The 15,906-nt window shown below is 61.5% G+C and carries 18 protein-coding genes and 1 other RNA gene; 7 read left to right on the forward strand and 12 right to left on the reverse strand.

Features of this window, described 5'->3' with window-relative positions; genetic code table 11:
- Window position 1 precedes the first annotated feature (1 nt).
- The 3 genes from mraZ to rsmI form a co-directional block, all read right to left on the reverse strand.
- On the reverse strand, window positions 2-457 hold the full coding sequence (gene mraZ, locus ABE528_RS16475) for a division/cell wall cluster transcriptional repressor MraZ (RefSeq protein ID WP_011535546.1): 456 nt from the start codon (window positions 455-457) through the stop codon (window positions 2-4).
- A 309-nt stretch (window positions 458-766) separates the two neighbouring features.
- Window positions 767-1,126: RNase P RNA component class A (rnpB, locus tag ABE528_RS16480), an RNA gene on the reverse strand.
- A 67-nt stretch (window positions 1,127-1,193) separates the two neighbouring features.
- Window positions 1,194-2,036, reverse strand: a complete 843-nt coding sequence (gene rsmI, locus ABE528_RS16485; protein ID WP_346653536.1) for a 16S rRNA (cytidine(1402)-2'-O)-methyltransferase — start codon at window positions 2,034-2,036, stop codon at window positions 1,194-1,196.
- Between the two features lie 221 nt (window positions 2,037-2,257).
- On the opposite strand from rsmI, the gene ABE528_RS16490 reads away from it, so the two are divergent.
- The 5 genes from ABE528_RS16490 (at window position 2,258) to ABE528_RS16510 (ending at window position 5,999) form a co-directional block, all read left to right on the forward strand.
- Window positions 2,258-4,075, forward strand: a complete 1,818-nt coding sequence (locus ABE528_RS16490; protein WP_152954793.1) for a penicillin-binding protein activator — start codon at window positions 2,258-2,260, stop codon at window positions 4,073-4,075.
- On the forward strand, window positions 4,075-4,446 hold the full coding sequence (locus ABE528_RS16495) for a YraN family protein (RefSeq protein WP_110635776.1): 372 nt from the start codon (window positions 4,075-4,077) through the stop codon (window positions 4,444-4,446). The genes ABE528_RS16490 and ABE528_RS16495 overlap by 1 nt, the downstream gene beginning before the upstream one ends.
- 86 nt (window positions 4,447-4,532) lie before the next feature.
- Entirely contained in the window at window positions 4,533-5,126 is a 594-nt protein-coding gene (locus tag ABE528_RS16500) for a phosphoheptose isomerase (protein WP_008097558.1), read from the forward strand.
- Window positions 5,123-5,701 carry a BON domain-containing protein gene (locus tag ABE528_RS16505; RefSeq protein WP_152954795.1) on the forward strand — a complete coding sequence of 193 codons (579 nt, stop codon included), beginning with the start codon at window positions 5,123-5,125 and terminating at the stop codon, window positions 5,699-5,701. The genes ABE528_RS16500 and ABE528_RS16505 overlap by 4 nt, the downstream gene beginning before the upstream one ends.
- Window positions 5,702-5,780: 79 nt before the next feature.
- A complete protein-coding gene (locus ABE528_RS16510; RefSeq protein WP_103449214.1) occupies window positions 5,781-5,999 on the forward strand; it encodes a YgdI/YgdR family lipoprotein in 219 nt (72 codons plus the stop codon).
- A 52-nt stretch (window positions 6,000-6,051) separates the two neighbouring features.
- Here the strand turns inward: ABE528_RS16510 and ABE528_RS16515 are convergent, their stop codons facing one another.
- The 7 genes from ABE528_RS16515 to rplM all read right to left on the reverse strand — a co-directional run bounded on the left by ABE528_RS16515 (window position 6,052) and on the right by rplM (window position 10,917).
- Window positions 6,052-6,483, reverse strand: a complete 432-nt coding sequence (locus ABE528_RS16515) for a ClpXP protease specificity-enhancing factor (RefSeq protein WP_152954797.1) — start codon at window positions 6,481-6,483, stop codon at window positions 6,052-6,054.
- Window positions 6,484-6,493: 10 nt separating this feature from the next.
- Window positions 6,494-7,117 carry a glutathione S-transferase N-terminal domain-containing protein gene (locus tag ABE528_RS16520; protein WP_152954799.1) on the reverse strand — a complete coding sequence of 208 codons (624 nt, stop codon included), beginning with the start codon at window positions 7,115-7,117 and terminating at the stop codon, window positions 6,494-6,496.
- Window positions 7,118-7,234: 117 nt separating this feature from the next.
- Window positions 7,235-8,014, reverse strand: a complete 780-nt coding sequence (locus tag ABE528_RS16525) for a cytochrome c1 (protein ID WP_152954801.1) — start codon at window positions 8,012-8,014, stop codon at window positions 7,235-7,237.
- On the reverse strand, window positions 8,014-9,225 hold the full coding sequence (locus ABE528_RS16530) for a cytochrome bc complex cytochrome b subunit (RefSeq protein ID WP_016395499.1): 1,212 nt from the start codon (window positions 9,223-9,225) through the stop codon (window positions 8,014-8,016). The genes ABE528_RS16525 and ABE528_RS16530 overlap by 1 nt, the downstream gene beginning before the upstream one ends.
- Entirely contained in the window at window positions 9,225-9,818 is a 594-nt protein-coding gene (gene petA, locus ABE528_RS16535; RefSeq protein WP_016395498.1) for a ubiquinol-cytochrome c reductase iron-sulfur subunit, read from the reverse strand. Before petA ends, ABE528_RS16530 begins: the two co-directional genes overlap by 1 nt.
- A 263-nt stretch (window positions 9,819-10,081) precedes the next feature.
- Window positions 10,082-10,474, reverse strand: coding sequence for a 30S ribosomal protein S9 (gene rpsI, locus ABE528_RS16540; protein ID WP_003260797.1), 393 nt, complete (start codon window positions 10,472-10,474; stop codon window positions 10,082-10,084).
- 14 nt (window positions 10,475-10,488) lie between these two features.
- Window positions 10,489-10,917 carry a 50S ribosomal protein L13 gene (gene rplM, locus ABE528_RS16545; RefSeq protein ID WP_003260798.1) on the reverse strand — a complete coding sequence of 143 codons (429 nt, stop codon included), beginning with the start codon at window positions 10,915-10,917 and terminating at the stop codon, window positions 10,489-10,491.
- 258 nt (window positions 10,918-11,175) lie between these two features.
- Here rplM and ABE528_RS16550 point away from each other — a divergent pair, with 258 nt between their 5' ends.
- A complete protein-coding gene (locus ABE528_RS16550) occupies window positions 11,176-12,216 on the forward strand; it encodes an NADP(H)-dependent aldo-keto reductase (RefSeq protein ID WP_346653520.1) in 1,041 nt (346 codons plus the stop codon).
- Window positions 12,217-12,404: 188 nt separating this feature from the next.
- The gene (locus ABE528_RS16555; protein ID WP_178120030.1) at window positions 12,405-13,325 is read left to right on the forward strand and encodes a GlxA family transcriptional regulator; all 921 of its coding nucleotides are present in this window, start codon (window positions 12,405-12,407) and stop codon (window positions 13,323-13,325) included.
- A gap of 31 nt (window positions 13,326-13,356) precedes the next feature.
- On the opposite strand, the gene zapE is transcribed toward ABE528_RS16555, so the two are convergent.
- Window positions 13,357-14,451 carry a cell division protein ZapE gene (zapE, locus tag ABE528_RS16560; protein ID WP_152954805.1) on the reverse strand — a complete coding sequence of 365 codons (1,095 nt, stop codon included), beginning with the start codon at window positions 14,449-14,451 and terminating at the stop codon, window positions 13,357-13,359.
- An 85-nt stretch (window positions 14,452-14,536) separates the two neighbouring features.
- A complete protein-coding gene (locus ABE528_RS16565) occupies window positions 14,537-15,886 on the reverse strand; it encodes a tryptophan--tRNA ligase (protein WP_152954808.1) in 1,350 nt (449 codons plus the stop codon).
- Window positions 15,887-15,906 lie beyond the last annotated feature (20 nt).

Below are 15,906 nucleotides of genomic sequence, written 5' to 3' on the forward strand. Positions count from 1 at the left end.
GTCACAGGATCAGGTCACGCAAATCGTCGGGCATGGCGCCCGGTTGTTGGATAGCTGCAAGGTCGGCTGCCGAAACCGCGTTCCAGGCATCCTCATCCCACAGCTGGAATTTGTTCAGCTGCCCCACCAACATCGCCTTCTTGTCCAGCTTGGCGTACTCACGCAGGCGGGGCGGTACCAGGAAACGCCCACTGCCATCGAGCTCCAGGTCAACCGCATTACCGATCAGCAAACGCTGCAGGCGGCGGTTTTCCTCACGCAACGACGGCAAGGCACGCAACTTGGCTTCAATCTGTTCCCACTCATCGAGGGGATAAACACACAAGCAGGGGTCAACGGCGTCGATGGTCACGATCAGCTGACCATTGCAACGCGAATCGAGCTCGTCACGGTACCGGCTCGGCATGGCGAGACGGCCCTTGGCATCGAGGCTGACGGCGTTGGCTCCGCGGAACACGGCTGCGATTCCCCACAATGTTAGCTTTTTTGTGCCAGAAAACCCACTTCATCCCACTTTCTGCCACTTGCGCACACTATAGGAATCCGCCCGCTGCACCGTCAAGGCACGTTCATAAGGAAAACCCTTACAGGACCGAGATTTAGCGCAACATTGGAAGGAGAAAGGACTGCCAGGAGGGAAAAAACACGAGAAAAATCAAACCGACTCAAACGAATGCCGTTCGAAGTTAAAGTGAATTATTAAGAGTAAGATCTTTTTGGTATTACCAAGAGGGATCTGCTGTCGATTCAAGCAGGAGAGGAAAAGGTGGAGAGTCGATCTGTAAGCCGGGTTTTGTCGAGGACAGTCATTCCTCTACGACGGCCATCACTGGACGCCTCTAGCAACCTACCCGGTTCCGACGCGGGCCACGCCTGATGGAACCCTATTTGGTCTTGCTCCGAGTGGGGTTTACCTAGCCACGAACTGTTGCCAGCCGTGCGGTGCGCTCTTACCGCACCTTTTCACCCTTACCGGCACCGAAGTGCTTAGGCGGTTATTTTCTGTGGCACTTTCCGTAGGCTCGCGCCTCCCAGGCGTTACCTGGCACTCTGCCCTATGGAGCCCGGACTTTCCTCCCCCATCTTTTGCGGAACAAAAGACGGCAGCGACTGTCCGATCGACTCTCCGCCGACAAGGTTAACGGCACGCGCGCGCAAGAACAAGTGATACCGTGAACTATGTCTAATTGCCACTACTGCGCTTTCTGCTTTTCCAGGGCCGCCTGATACAGCAGGTTCTTGCGCACACCGGTGATTTCCGCCGCCAATGCTGCGGCCCTTTTCAGCGGCAACTCGGCCAGCAACAGGTCCAGCACACGCTGCGCCTCTGCGCTGATCGCATCCTCGCCCTCAGGCGCACTCCAGCCACCAACCAGCACCACGCACTCACCCCGCTGCTGATTGCTGTCGCCGGCGACGAACGCACGCAATTCAGCCAACGGCAGGCCCTTGAGGGTCTCGAAAGTCTTGGTCAGCTCGCGCGCCAGCAGCGCCGGGCGCTCGCCGCCGAACACCAGCTCCATGTCTTCAAGGCACTCCAGGATGCGGTGCGGCGCCTCGTAGAAGATCAGCGTGCGAGGCTCTTCCTTGACCTGCTCAAGGCGCGCCCGACGACCAGCAGCCTTGGCTGGCAGGAAGCCTTCGAAGATGAAGCGGTCGGAAGGCAGGCCGGCCGCCGAAAGCGCGGCAATCAAGGCGCAGGCGCCAGGCACTGGCACCACACTGACACCTGCGGCACGGGCCTGACGCACCAGGTGGTAACCCGGGTCGGAAATCAGCGGCGTACCGGCATCGGAGACCAGCGCAACATCTTCACCCGCCAGCAACTTGGTGATGAAGCGCCCGCCCTCGTCGCGCTCGTTGTGCTCATGGCAGGCCGCCAACGGCGTATCGATGCCGAAGTGCTGCAGCAGGCGGATCGAATGCCGGGTGTCCTCGGCGGCGATCAGGGCAACACCGGCCAGCACCTTGAGCGCCCTGGCGCTCATGTCATCAAGGTTGCCGATGGGGGTCGCGACCACATAAAGCGTCCCCATGGTGGATTTCGAAGCCCCGGCCACATCAGTCACTGCACACACCCTGCCTTTCGGATCAAAGGCGACATTGTAGCCCGAGCGCCGGTAACAGGGCGCAAAGAACTTCATCGGCGCGCCTGCGCAAGCCACCTATAGTGAAGGTTCTGCTAACGGCAGATCGCGCCCCGGCCGCCGCTTGGGTACAATTGCCGGCCAACTTGATCGAGTAACAGGACCTTTACATGATCGCTTGCCTGCGGCTGTTCACAGCCCTCTGCCTCGCTGCCCTGCTGGCAGCCTGCGCCAGCTCGCCCTCATCCAGCCTGGGCGAACTGCCACGCACCCCGGATGCCAGCATCGAGCAACTGCTCGAGAAGGCCGCCACCAGCAAGTCCGCCGAAGACGCTGCCTTGCTGCGCCTGAGCGCTGCCGACCTGGCTTACAAGCAGAAGGACTTCCCACGCGCCGCACGCATCCTCGAGCAGGTGCCGATGGACACGCTGAAGCCGGCCCAGCAGATTTTCGCCGCCACCCTCGGCGCCGAACTGGCCATGAGCCGCAACCAGCCCAAGGCCGCCCTGACCGCGCTGTCCCACCCGAGCCTGCAACACATCGCAGAGCTGCCGGAGCAACAGCAGGTGCGCACCTACAGCGTTCACGCCGCCGCCCTCGAGGCCGACGGCCAGGCCATGGCCGCCGCCCAGCAACGCGTGCTGCTGAGCCCGCTGCTCAGCGGCCAGGCTGCCAGCGCCAACAATGACGCGATCTGGGCCCTGGTCGCTTCGCTGCCAGCCGAGCAGCTGCAACAGCCTGCCAACAACGAAATCCTCGCCGGCTGGACCAGCCTGGCGCTGGCCGTGAAAAGCGCCGGCACCCTCGAGCAGCAACAGGCTGCCATCGAGGCCTGGCGCAAGCAGCATCCTGACCACCCGGCCGCCAAGCAGCTGCCGCTGGCCCTGACCAAGCTCAAGGAACTGGCCAGCCAGCCGCTGACCAAGATCGCCTTGCTGCTGCCTCAGGAAGGCCCGCTGGCCGGCGTTGCCCGCGCCCTGCGTGACGGCTTCATGGCCGCGCACTTCCAGGCCCAGCAGGCTGGCGGGCAAGCGCCTGCCGTGCAGGTTTACGACAGCTCGCGTATCGGCTCGCTGGACGCCTTCTATCGCCAGGCTCAGGCCGATGGCGTGCAACTGGTGGTCGGCCCGCTGGAAAAGCCGCTGGTCAAGCAGCTCGCTGGCAACACCCAGCTGCCCATCACCACCCTCGCCCTGAACTACGCCGACGCCGGCCAGAAAGCACCACCGCAGCTGTTCCAGTACGGCCTCGCCGCCGAGGACGAAGCCCGCGAAGTGGCACGCCGTGCCCGTGCTGACGGCATGGTCCGCGCCGTAGCCCTGGTACCGAGTGGCGAGTGGGGTGACCGCGTGCTGGCCGCCTTCCGTCAGGACTGGGAAAGCAACGGCGGCACCATCATCGCCGCCGAGCGCATCGCCCAGCCGGTCGCCCTGGCCCAGCAGATCGCCAACCTGTTCCAGCTGCGCCAGAGCGAAGGCCGTGCCCAGAGCCTGCAGAGCACCGTGGGCGGCAACATCGCGGCACAACCGTCGCGCCGTCAGGACATTGATTTCATCTTCCTCGCCTCGACCCCACAGCAGGCGCAGCAGATCAAACCGACCCTGAACTTCCAGTACGCCGGTGACGTACCGGTCTACGCCACCTCGAACCTGTACAGCGCCAGCGGTGACGTCAACCAGTACAACGACATGAACGGCATTCGCTTCTGCGAAACCCCATGGTTGCTCGACACCAGCAACAGCCTGCGCCAGCAGGTGGTGCAGCAGTGGCCACAGGCCGCAGGTAGCCTCGGCCGCCTGTACGCCATGGGTGTCGACGCCTACAGCCTGGCGCCACGCCTGGGCCAGCTCAAGGCCCTGCCAGACAACCGCGTGCAAGGCCTGTCCGGCAGCCTGAGCATCAACGCCAGCCAGCGCATCGAGCGCCAGCTGCCGTGGGCCGAGTTCTCTGGTGGCCAGGTCAAGCGCCTGCCAGACACTTCGCACTGATGCCCGAAGCATCGCCGAGCAGCGCCGGCCAGGCGGCAGAAACCCAAGCCCTTGAGTACCTTCAAGGGCAAGGCCTGCAACTGCTGACGCGCAATTGGCGATGCAAAGGCGGCGAGCTTGATCTGGTCATGCTCGACGCCGATACAGTAGTATTCGTCGAAGTCCGCTACCGGCTGCACGCGGACTTCGGTGGCGCCCTCGGCAGCATTGACGGGCGCAAGCAGAAACGGCTGGTGCTTGCCGCCACACTGTTCCTGCAGAAGGAGTCTCGCTGGGCCAATTACCCCTGCCGCTTCGACGTTGTCGCCCTGCAGGGCAGCCACCATGCAGGCCGGCCACTTCAATGGCTGAAAAACGCCTTCGAATGCTGAACCCACTCCGTTTTTTTTGCTCTATGTTTCGCGGGCTGGTCCTTGTTGCGCGTAGCAAAGGCCACCGCCCTACTTAAGGTCACCAGATGGACATGCAATCCCGAATTCGCCGGCTGTTTCAGGCCAGCATCGACACCAAGCAACAGGCAATGGACATCCTGGCACCGCACATCGAGCAGGCTAGCCTGGTCATGGTCAATGCGCTGCTCAACGAGGGCAAGATGCTCGCCTGCGGCAATGGCGGCTCGGCCGGCGATGCGCAGCACTTCTCTTCGGAGCTGCTCAACCGCTTCGAGCGTGAGCGCCCGAGCCTGCCGGCCATCGCCCTGACCACCGACAGCTCGACGCTGACCTCGATCGCCAACGATTACAGCTACAACGAAATCTTCTCCAAGCAGATCCGCGCCCTGGGCCAACCCGGCGACGTACTGCTGGCGATTTCGACCAGCGGCAACTCTGCCAACGTGATTCAAGCGATCCAGGCCGCACATGATCGCGAAATGATTGTCGTAGCATTGACCGGACGTGATGGCGGCGGCATGGCATCACTGCTGCTGCCTGAGGACGTGGAAATCCGCGTCCCGTCGACGGTCACCGCACGTATCCAGGAAGTCCACCTGCTGGCGATCCACTGCTTGTGCGATCTGATCGACAGCCAACTGTTCGGGAGTGAAGAATGACCCCCATACGCCTCGGCCTGATGGCCCTGACTCTGTGCCTGAGCGTCACCGGCTGCAGCTCGGTACTGACCTCGACCCGCAACTCGCCGATCGAGGATGATCGTGGCACCCGTACCATCGGCAGCAAGATCGACGACTCACTGATCGAAACCAAGGCCTCGGTCAACATTGCCAAGGCCAGCCCTGACCTGGACAAGAGCTCGCACATCGTCGTCAGCAGCTACAACGGTATCGTCCTGCTTGCCGGGCAAACGCCGCGTGCCGACCTCAAGAGCCTGGCTGAACAGACCGCCAGCCAGGTCCAGCGGGTGAAAAAGGTGCACAACGAGCTGCAGGTGATGCAGCCCTCCTCCATCCTCGCGCGCAACAACGACGCCTGGCTGACCACCAAGATCAAGACCCAGATGCTCGCCGACAATGCCGTGCCTAGCTCGCGCATCAAGGTGATCACCGAGAACGGCATCGTCTACTTGCTCGGCCTGGTAACCCAGCAAGAAGCCAATGCCGCCACCGCCGTTGTTCAGGGTGTGTCTGGCGTGCAGAAAATCGTCAAGCTGTACGAGTACATCGACTGATTCAGTTGCCGCCATGACCAGCAACTGGCTGGCATCGGCGGCAGCTTGCCCCAGCTGTTCAATTTCCAGGAAATACCGCATGAAAAAGCTTCTGCTGCCCGCCCTGCTGTTCGGCACCTTCGCCACCCTGGCCGGCTGCTCCACCCCAAGCCTGATCACCCTCAACGACGGCCGCGAAATCCAGGCTGTCGACGCCCCGCACTTCGACAAGGACTCGGGCTTCTACGAGTTCCAGCAGCTCGACGGCAAGCGTACCCGCATCAACCGGGACCAGGTCCGCACCATCAGCGACCTGTAAGCACAGCTTCGCGGCAAAGAAAAAGGCGACCCTTACGGATCGCCTTTTTTTGTTACTTGACCACCTTCAGGCTAGGTCGCCCGCTTGGGCGTGGTGGCTGGCCACCGCCTTGCGGCGGGCCATCGTCATCCGGCTCGACGCCTTCGTCTTCCAGCTCATCGCCATCCATCAGCGGTGGCTCCAACTCGAAGACCATGCCCTGGCCGTTCTCCCGGGCATAGATACCCAGGATGGCACCTGCTGGCACGAACAACGAATGGGCAACGCCACTGAAGCGCCCCTCGAAGCTCACCGCGTCGTTATCCATGTGCAGGTTGCGCACGGCACTCGGCGAAATGTTCAGGACGATCTGGCCATCACTGGCAAAACCTTGTGGCACCTGGACTGCCGGGAATTCGGCATTGACCAGCATATGGGGGGTGCAATCGTTGTCGACGATCCACTCATACAGCGCTCGAACCAGGTAGGGGCGACTGGAGTTCATCAACGGCTCCTTAAAGCTTGCGCATTTCACGTTCAACAGAGGACAGGCTCGCCTGGAAAGGCTCGCGGACGAACTGTCGCTCCATGTATTCCAGCAGCGGCTTGGCCTGCCGCGGTAATTCGATACCCATTACCGGCAAACGCCAGAGTATGGGCAATAGACAACAGTCGACCAGACTTTGCTCCTCACTCATGAAGCAGGCAAATTCGCCAAACAGCGGCGAGACGCCGGTCAGGCTTTCGCGCAGCGCCTTGCGTGCCTCGGTACGGGCCGCCTCAGCGCTGCGCGGGTCGAGAATGGTATCCGCGAGGGCGCACCAGTCACGCTGAATGCGATGCATCAGCAGACGGCTGTTGCCACGCGCCACCGGGTACACCGGCATCAGCGGCGGATGTGGATAACGCTCCTCGAGGTATTCCATCACCACGGTCGACTCATACAACGCCAGATCACGATCGACCAGGGTCGGCACGCTGCCGTAAGGGTTCACCTCTGCCAGCCTGGGTGGCAGGCGCGCAGGGTCGACGTCAATGACCTGCACGCTGACGCCCTTCTCGGCGAGCACGAGGCGTACCCGATGAGAATAATGGTCAGCAGGGTCGGAATAACAGGCTAACCGGTTGGTTGCGCCCATGTAGCGCCTCCTCGCAGGGGATGCTTGTAAAACTCTAAATGAAAACGCGCCCGCGGGGCACTGGCGTATTTGCCAGTGCCCCGCGGGCGCGTTCAACTACCAGAAATTACTGCGTGATCAGTGCACGTCCTTCCAGTATTCGCGCTTGAGCAAGTAGGCAAATACGAAGAAGAAAGCCAGGTACAGCAACACGTAGGTACCGATGCGCTGGCTTTCCAGTTTGACCGGGTTGGCCGAATAGGCCAGGAAGGTCACCAGGTTCTTGACCTTCTCGTCGAACTGCTCGGCGTTCAGGGTACCGGAATTCGGCGTAATGGTCAGCTGGTCACAGGCTTCATGGGTGAGCGGGCTACCCGTCAATGGGTCGAATTGCTTCTTGCCATCGACCACCATCTGCACCTGCTTGCAGCCAACCACCTGATTGCCCTGCAGGCCGACCAGCACGTTAGGCATGCCGACGTTCGGGAACACCTTGTTGTTGACCCCGTACGGGCGCGACGGGTCCTCATAGAAGCTGCGCAGGTAGGTGTACAGCCAGTCGGTACCCCGTACCCGTGCGACCAGGGTCAGGTCGGGCGGCGCGGCGCCGAACCAGGTCTTGGCGTCACTGGGCTGCATGCCGATCTGCATGTGGTCACCGATCTTGGCACCGGTGAACACCAGCTTCTCGAGCATCAACTCATGAGGGATGCCGAGGTCATCGGCAACCCGCTCGTAACGCTGGAACTTGGCGCTGTGGCAACCCATGCAATAGTTGGCGAAGGTGCGCGCACCGTCCTGCATGGCCGCCTTGTCGGTCAGGTCGATATCGACCTTGTCCAGCTCCAGGCCATGTTCGGCAGCGAAGGCAAAGGCAGGCATCACTGCCAGCAAAAATACTGCAATCAACTTTTTCATCAGCCAGTCACCCTTTCCGGAACCGGTTTGGTCTTCTCGAGCCTTGTGTAGAACGGCATCAGCAGGAAGTAGGCGAAGTACAGCACCGTGCACACCTGCGACAGCAAGGTACGCCCAGGCGTAGGCGCCAGTACGCCGAGGATGCCGAGGATGACGAAGGCAATGCAGAACACCAGCAGGAAGACCTTGCTGATCCAGCCCTTGTAGCGCATGGAGCGCACCGGGCTGCGGTCGAGCCAGGGCAGCACGAACAACACGGCAATGGCGGCGCCCATGGCGATTACGCCCATGAGCTTGTCAGGCACCGCTCGCAGGATCGCGTAGAACGGCGTGAAGTACCACACCGGGGCGATATGCTCGGGCGTCTTGAATGCGTTCGCCTGCTCGAAGTTAGGTTTTTCCAGGAAGTAACCGCCCATTTCCGGGAAGAAGAACACCACGGCACAGAACACGAAGAGGAACACCACCACACCCACGATGTCCTTGACGGTGTAGTACGGGTGGAACGGAATACCGTCGAGCGGAATGCCGTTTTCGTCCTTTTTCTTCTTGATGTCCACACCATCGGGGTTGTTCGAACCCACTTCGTGCAGGGCCAGGATGTGCAGCACCACCAGGCCGAGAATCACGATTGGCAGGGCCACCACATGCAGGGCGAAGAAGCGGTTCAGGGTAATGCCCGAGATCAGGTAGTCACCACGGATCCATTGGGTCAGATCGCCACCGATCACCGGAATGGCACCGAACAGCGAGATGATCACCTGGGCACCCCAGTAAGACATCTGCCCCCACGGCAGCAGGTAGCCCATGAAAGCTTCAGCCATCAGCGCCAGGTAGATCAGCATGCCGAACAGCCACACCAGCTCGCGGGGCTTCTGGTAGGAGCCGTAGAGCAGGCCGCGGAACATGTGCAGGTAGACCACGATGAAGAACGCCGAAGCGCCGGTGGAGTGCAGGTAGCGCAGGATCCAGCCGTACTCGACGTCACGCATGATGTACTCGACCGAGGCGAAGGCCTCTTCCGCCGAGGGCGTGAAACTCATGGTCAGCCACACGCCAGTGACGATCTGGTTGACCAGCACCAGCAGCGCCAGCGAGCCAAAGAAATACAGGAAATTGAAGTTCTTGGGCGCGTAATACTTGCTCAGGTGGTCTTCCCACATCTTGGTGGCGGGGAAGCGAGCGTCAATCCAGTCCATGAACTTGCTCATCATGCTTTCTCCTGGTCGACGCCGATGACGACAATGTCGTCCGACTCATAAGAATGCGGCGGTACTGGCAGGTTGAGTGGCGCCGGCTGCGACTTGTAGACACGGCCAGCCAGGTCGTAGTGGGAGCCGTGGCAAGGGCAGAAATAGCCACCGACCCACTTCGGCCCGAGGTCTGCGGGCGCGACTTCCGGGCGGAAGGTCGGCGAGCAACCCAGGTGCGTACAGAGACCCACGAGAATGAGGATTTCCGGCTTGATCGAGCGAACCTCGGGGTCGACATAGGTCGGCTGCACCGAGCTCTTCGACTGAGGGTCGGAGAGGTCACCCTCGATCTTCTTCAGGTTGCCAAGGATCTCCTGCGTTCGCCGCACGATGAACACCGGCTGGCCACGCCACTCGGCAACCATCTGCTGCCCTGGCTCGACCTTGGCAATATTGACCTTCACCGGTGCACCGGCCGCCTTCGCCTTGGCACTGGGGAACCATGACCCCACGAACGGTACCGCAGCCCCCACTGCCCCCGCTGCCCCGACCACGGATGTCGCGGCTACGAGGAAGCGGCGCCGGCCTGCGTTGACGCCGTCATTGCTCATTCAGTCCTCTCCCATCAGCTTGCTTGGCCAGTTGGACCTGACCTGTACTTAGGTTGTGTCTGTGGCGCTAAAAATTGGCCGCCATGGTAAGAAACAAATCCACACAGTGACAAGGTGATTACCCCCACAAGGAGCTATAACCCGCGCTTTGCTTGATCTGCGTCTATGCGACAAGTGGTCACCGACATGCTGACAGGTTAGTTCAAGCACAAAAAAAAGCCCGGTTCCAAGGAACCGGGCTTTTTTCGACTGCCGAAGCGGTATTAACGCTTGGAGTACTGAGGACGCTTACGCGCTTTACGCAGACCCACTTTCTTACGCTCGACTTCACGAGCGTCGCGGGTGACGTAGCCAGCACGACGCAGAGCGCCACGCAGGGTTTCGTCGTATTCCATCAGGGCGCGGGTGATACCGTGACGGATCGCACCGGCCTGACCGCTGACACCACCACCGGAAACGGTGACGTAGATGTCGAATTTCTCAACGGTTTCGGTCAGCTCGAGCGGCTGGCGAACAACCATGCGAGCGGTTTCGCGACCGAAGAACACGTCCAGAGAACGGTTGTTGATGGAAATGTTACCAGTACCCGGACGCAGGAAAACGCGAGCGGTTGCGGTCTTGCGACGGCCAGTGCCGTAATTTTGAGTCGCCGACATAATGAACTTTCCCGTTAGATCTTCAGTTCTTGAGGCTGCTGAGCAGTGTGTGGGTGAGCAGCACCCGCGTACACTTTCAGCTTACGGTACATGTCGCGACCCAGCGGGTTCTTAGGCAGCATGCCCTTGACCGCGGTTTCGATAACACGCTCAGGGGCCTTGGCGATCAACTTCTCGAAGTTGATTTCCTTGATACCGCCTGGGAAACCGGAGTGGGAGTAGTACATTTTGTCGGAAGACTTGGCACCAGTCACACGAACCTGTTCAGCGTTGATGACGACGATGTAGTCGCCGGTGTCAACGTGAGGGGTGTATTCTGGTTTGTGTTTGCCACGCAGACGGCTAGCGATTTCGGTAGCCAGACGACCCAGGGTCTGGCCAGCGGCGTCGACTACGAACCACTCGCGCTTTACTGTTTCCGGTTTAGCAGTAAAAGTTTTCATTCTCTAAAGCCTCAGAGGCCGCCCAGCGAAAAATAGACGGCGAATCTTACTGGATAGTGCACAACTTGCCAAGGGCAAGCGCGCAGCCGAACGCTGACGCTTTTGGGGGCTCGGGTCGGGCACGCCAATGTTCGACGGGGTTCTTCCTGCGAGGTGGTGCATCACTTCCGCCACACGGAGAGGGGCAGAATTATCCAGATTGCGCGAAAAATTTCAACCTGCTTTGATGGGCTTCTTTTGCCAAGGAGTGTTTTCCCGATGGAATACCGCAAGCTCGGCCGTACCGACCTCGACGTCAGCGCCCTGTGCCTGGGCACCATGACCTGGGGCGAGCAGAACACCCAGGACGAGGCCTTCGAGCAGATTGCGCTGGCCAAGGCCAGCGGCATCAACTTCATCGACACCGCCGAGATGTACCCGGTGCCGCCACGCCCGGAAACCTATGCCGCCACCGAGCGCATCATCGGCAACTGGTTCCGGGCCAACGGTGATCGCGATGACTGGGTATTGGCCAGCAAGGTCGCCGGCCCTGGCAACGGCATCAGCCACATCCGCGACGGCCAACTCAAGCACAACCGCCAGCACATCGTCGCCGCGCTGGACGAGAGCCTCAAGCGCCTGCACACCGACCGCATCGACCTCTACCAGCTGCACTGGCCGGAGCGCAGCACCAACTTCTTCGGCAAGCTGGGTTACCAGCACCTGGCCAACGACCTGTTCACCCCACTGGAAGAAACCCTCGAGGTGCTCGACGAGCAGGTGCGTGCCGGCAAGATCCGTCACATCGGCCTGTCCAACGAAACCCCGTGGGGCACCATGAAGTTCCTGCAACTGGCCGACAGCCGCGGCTGGCCGCGGGCGGTGTCGATCCAGAACCCTTACAACCTGCTCAACCGCAGCTTCGAAGTGGGCCTGGCGGAAGTGGCGATCCGCGAACAATGCGGCCTGCTGGCCTATTCGCCACTGGCGTTCGGCTTGCTCTCAGGCAAGTACGAGAACGGTGCCCGGCCAGAAAAAGCCCGCCTGACCCTGTTCAGCCGCTTCGCCCGCTATTCCAACCCGCAGACCGTGGCAGCCTGCAGCCGCTATGTACAGCTGGCCCGGGCGCACGGCCTGGACCCGGCACAGATGGCCCTGGCGTTCGTGACCCGGCAGCCATTCGTGACCAGCAACATCATTGGCGCAACCGACCTGGTGCAACTGCAGAGCAATCTCGACAGCCAGCAGCTGAACCTCAGCGACGAACTGCTCGCGGCAATCGAGGCGATCCATCAGGAGCAGCCGAATCCCGCGCCTTGAACAGCATGGGCCGCCACGCGGCCCTTCTGTGACACGGGGTAGACACAATCGCCAAAAAATAAGACGATCCAGCCGGTGATTGACCACTCTACCCTATAAGAACAATGACAATGATGTTTACCCAACCCTCCGCGTCGTTGCGGCGCGTCAGCATCCTGGCCATTGACAAGGTGTTCGCTTCGACCCTGATGCAGGCCAAGGATTTCTTCCACCTCGCCAGCTTGCGCTACAGCAAGCAGCTGGGCCTGGGCTTGCAGCCCATGTTCGAGATTCACCTGGTGAGCCCCGATGCCCAGCCGGTGGACAGCTTCAGCAATGTGCAGCTGCCGGTCGATGGCGGCCTCGATGATGCCGATGTGATCATCCTCCCGGCCTTCTGGGAGGATTTCGACAACCTGCTGCAACGTTATCCACAGGTGCTGCCTTGGCTGCGCGAACAGCACGCCCGTGGCGCCGTGCTGTGCGCCGAAGCCAGCGGGGTGTTCTGGCTGGCCGAGTCCGGCCTGCTCGACGGCAAGGAAGCGACCACCTACTGGCGCTTCTTCAACAGCTTCACCGAGCGCTTCCCGAAGATTCGCCTGAACCAGGACAAGCACCTGACCGACGCCGACAATCTGTACTGCGCCGGCGGCACCACATCGGCCTGCGACCTGTACATCTACCTGATCGAGCGTTTCTGTGGCGCCAATGTGGCGCGTGCCGTGGCCCGCGACATCCTCTACGAAGTGCAGCGCAACTACACCCCAGGGCGCATGGGCTTTGGCGGCCAGAAGCTGCACCAGGACCTGATCATCCTGCAGATCCAGCACTGGCTGGAGGAACACTTCGCCGACAAGTTCCGCTTCGAGGATGTGGCCCGCAACCATGGCATGAGCATCCGCAACTTCATGCGCCGCTTCCAGGGAGCGACCGGCGACAAGCCGTTGCACTACCTGCAGCGGCTACGCATCGAGACGGCCAAGGGGCTGCTGTCGAGCACGCGCAAGAGCATCAAGACCATCAGTTATGAGGTCGGCTATGACGATGCGAGTTTCTTTGCGCGGTTGTTCCGCCAGCACACGGAGTTGTCGCCGAACCAGTATCGGCAGCAGTTCATGCAAGAGGCTTGAGGCCTAGGGGCTGCTTTGCAGCCCCAGCCTTTTACGGCTTGTGCGGGCGCGAAAGGAACTCGTGCGACTGCATTTCCAGCAAGCGGCTCAAGGTCCGCTGGAACTCGAAACTCAGGCGCCCGCCGGTGTACAGGTCCTTGAGCTCCACTTCGGCCGAGATGATCAGCTTGACGTTGCGGTCGTAGAACTCGTCCACCATGTTGATGAAGCGGCGGGCAATGTCGTCGGTGGTGACGCCCATCTGCTCCACGTTGCTCAGCAACACGGCATGGAAGATCTTGCCCAGCTCGATGTAGTCGTTCTGGCTGCGCGGCCCGTCGCACAGGGCGCGGAAGTCGAACCAGGCGACGTCGTCGCAGGTGCGCAGGGCAGTGATCGGGCGGTTTTCGATCATCAGCACGTCATTCTCGACGGCCTGGGTGCACTCGGGCGTCAGCGCCTTGAAGCTGGCGCGCAGGCTCTGGTGCGCTGCGTCGTTGAGCGGGAAGTGGAACAGTTCGGCCTGCTCCAGGTGGCGCAGACGGTAGTCGACGCCGCTGTCGACGTTCACTACGTCGGTGAACTGCTTGATCATGGCGATGGCCGGCAGGAAGCGCGCGCGCTGCAGGCCGTCCTTGTACAGGCCGTCAGGGACGATGTTGGAAGTCGCCACCAGCGAGACGCCGTTCTTGAACAGCTCTTCCATCAGGGTGCCGAGGATCATCGCATCGGTGATGTCGGAGACGAAGAATTCGTCGAAGCAGATCACCCTGGCTTCGTCGCTGAAGCGCTTGGCGATGAGGGTCAGCGGGTTCTTCTCGCCCTTGAGGGTTTTCATTTCCTCGTGGACGCGCTTCATGAAGCGGTGGAAGTGCGTGCGCATCTTCTGCTTGAACGGTAGCGCTTCGTAGAAGGTGTCGACCAGATAGGTCTTGCCGCGCCCTACCCCACCCCAGAAGTACAGGCCCTTGACTGGCGTCTGCTCCTTTTTGCCGAACAGCTTGCCGAACATGCCCGGCTTGTTGTTCTGCGCGTGCACCAGGTCGTCGTACAGGCGCTGCAGGTGACGAACCGCAGTTTCCTGCGCCGCGTCATGGAAGAAGTCGGGACGTTTCAGATCTGCTTGATATCGTTCTAGGGGCGTCATGATTTCGTTAGCGAGGCAACAAAAAACGGGCCGTCACTGTAGCGACAGGCCCGCTTAATGGCAATCAGACTTGCGGCGAAATGCCTCAGTCCTGTTGCGGCTGAAGCGCTACACGCAGGCTTTCGATGGCCGAATCACGGGCTTCGGCAGTGTCGAACTGCGGCCCGTCGGCAACCTGCTCATCGTTCAGCCACAGGCTGAAGCCCAGGCCATCAACGCGCACATCGGCGTCGCCACCCTGCTGCAGCTGCTTGCTCACGGCACCGGCGCTCTTGCCGTCGGCGAAGCTGCGCGACAGCAGCAGTTGCTCGCCATCGGCGGCCAGCAGGCGGAAGCGGAAGCTGCCGTCTTCATCACGGAAGCTGACGAAGCGCGCACTCTTGGCGGCTTTCTTCTTCACTTCGGTGTTGGCCTGCACGCTGCTGCGGAACGAGCGCAGGCCAACGGCTTCACGCAGCTGTTCGAGGAACGGGGTGGCGATCTTGCGGGCCTTGGCGGCGCCAGCAAGGAGGATGTCCTCCAGGTCCGCCGGGCGCGCGATCAGCTGGTGGTAGTGCTCGCGCTTCTCGGCCAACTGGCCGTCGAGCAGCTGGAACAGGCGCTGTTTCGCGTCGCCCCAGCCCAGGCCCTGCAGCAGCTCTTCGCGGAACTCGGCGCACTGCGCCGGCGTCGAGAAGGCCTGGAACAGGGTGAACAGGTGCGAGTTGTCCGGGTCCTTGGCTTCGCCAGGTGCACGCGAGTCGGTGACGATGCGCGAGATGGCGTCTTTCATGTCCTTGGCGCTGGTGAACAGCGGGATGGTGTTGTCGTAGCTCTTGGACATCTTGCGACCGTCCAGGCCCGGCAGGGTCGCCACGCTCTCCTCGATCACCGCTTCCGGCAGGGCGAAGAAGTCGTTGCCCTGGCCGAACAGGTGGTTGAAACGCTGGCCGATGTCGCGGGCCATTTCCACATGCTGGATCTGGTCCCGACCGACCGGCACCTTGTTGGCGTTGAACATCAGGATGTCCGCGGCCATCAGCACCGGGTAGCTGTACAGGCCCATGGTCACGCCGGCATCCGGGTCTTCGCCGGCTTCCAGGTTCTTGTCCACCGAGGCCTTGTAGGCGTGGGCGCGGTTGAGCAGGCCCTTGGCCGCAACGCAGGTCAGCAGCCAGGTCAGCTCGGGGATCTCGGGGATGTCGGACTGGCGGTAGAAGGTCACCTTCGCCGGGTCCAGGCCACCAGCCAGCCAGGTGGCGGCGATTTCCAGGCGCGAGCGCTGGATGCGCAACGGGTCGTCGCACTTGATCAGGGCGTGGTAGTCGGCCAGGAAGTAGAACGAGTCGACACCCGGTTGCTGGCTGGCGACGATCGCCGGGCGGATGGCGCCGGCGTAGTTGCCCAGGTGCGGGGTGCCGGTGGTGGTGATACCGGTGAGGATGCGCGTGGTCATGGGTGTTCGCTTATTCAGGC

It is taken from the genome of Pseudomonas sp. TWI628 (assembly GCF_039673865.1).
Taxonomy (GTDB): domain Bacteria; phylum Pseudomonadota; class Gammaproteobacteria; order Pseudomonadales; family Pseudomonadaceae; genus Aquipseudomonas.

Coding starts and splice junctions, on each gene's coding strand:
- rsmI (WP_346653536.1), bottom strand. CDS start 2,036: ATGGGGACGCTTTATGTGGTCGCGACCCCCATCGGCAACCTTGATGAC.
- ABE528_RS16490 (WP_152954793.1), top strand. CDS start 2,258: ATGATCGCTTGCCTGCGGCTGTTCACAGCCCTCTGCCTCGCTGCCCTG.
- ABE528_RS16495 (WP_110635776.1), top strand. CDS start 4,075: ATGCCCGAAGCATCGCCGAGCAGCGCCGGCCAGGCGGCAGAAACCCAA.
- ABE528_RS16500 (WP_008097558.1), top strand. CDS start 4,533: ATGGACATGCAATCCCGAATTCGCCGGCTGTTTCAGGCCAGCATCGAC.
- ABE528_RS16505 (WP_152954795.1), top strand. CDS start 5,123: ATGACCCCCATACGCCTCGGCCTGATGGCCCTGACTCTGTGCCTGAGC.
- ABE528_RS16510 (WP_103449214.1), top strand. CDS start 5,781: ATGAAAAAGCTTCTGCTGCCCGCCCTGCTGTTCGGCACCTTCGCCACC.
- ABE528_RS16515 (WP_152954797.1), bottom strand. CDS start 6,483: ATGAACTCCAGTCGCCCCTACCTGGTTCGAGCGCTGTATGAGTGGATC.
- ABE528_RS16520 (WP_152954799.1), bottom strand. CDS start 7,117: ATGGGCGCAACCAACCGGTTAGCCTGTTATTCCGACCCTGCTGACCAT.
- ABE528_RS16525 (WP_152954801.1), bottom strand. CDS start 8,014: ATGAAAAAGTTGATTGCAGTATTTTTGCTGGCAGTGATGCCTGCCTTT.
- ABE528_RS16530 (WP_016395499.1), bottom strand. CDS start 9,225: ATGAGCAAGTTCATGGACTGGATTGACGCTCGCTTCCCCGCCACCAAG.
- petA (WP_016395498.1), bottom strand. CDS start 9,818: ATGAGCAATGACGGCGTCAACGCAGGCCGGCGCCGCTTCCTCGTAGCC.
- rpsI (WP_003260797.1), bottom strand. CDS start 10,474: ATGTCGGCGACTCAAAATTACGGCACTGGCCGTCGCAAGACCGCAACC.
- rplM (WP_003260798.1), bottom strand. CDS start 10,917: ATGAAAACTTTTACTGCTAAACCGGAAACAGTAAAGCGCGAGTGGTTC.
- ABE528_RS16550 (WP_346653520.1), top strand. CDS start 11,176: ATGGAATACCGCAAGCTCGGCCGTACCGACCTCGACGTCAGCGCCCTG.
- ABE528_RS16555 (WP_178120030.1), top strand. CDS start 12,405: ATGCAGGCCAAGGATTTCTTCCACCTCGCCAGCTTGCGCTACAGCAAG.
- zapE (WP_152954805.1), bottom strand. CDS start 14,451: ATGACGCCCCTAGAACGATATCAAGCAGATCTGAAACGTCCCGACTTC.
- ABE528_RS16565 (WP_152954808.1), bottom strand. CDS start 15,886: ATGACCACGCGCATCCTCACCGGTATCACCACCACCGGCACCCCGCAC.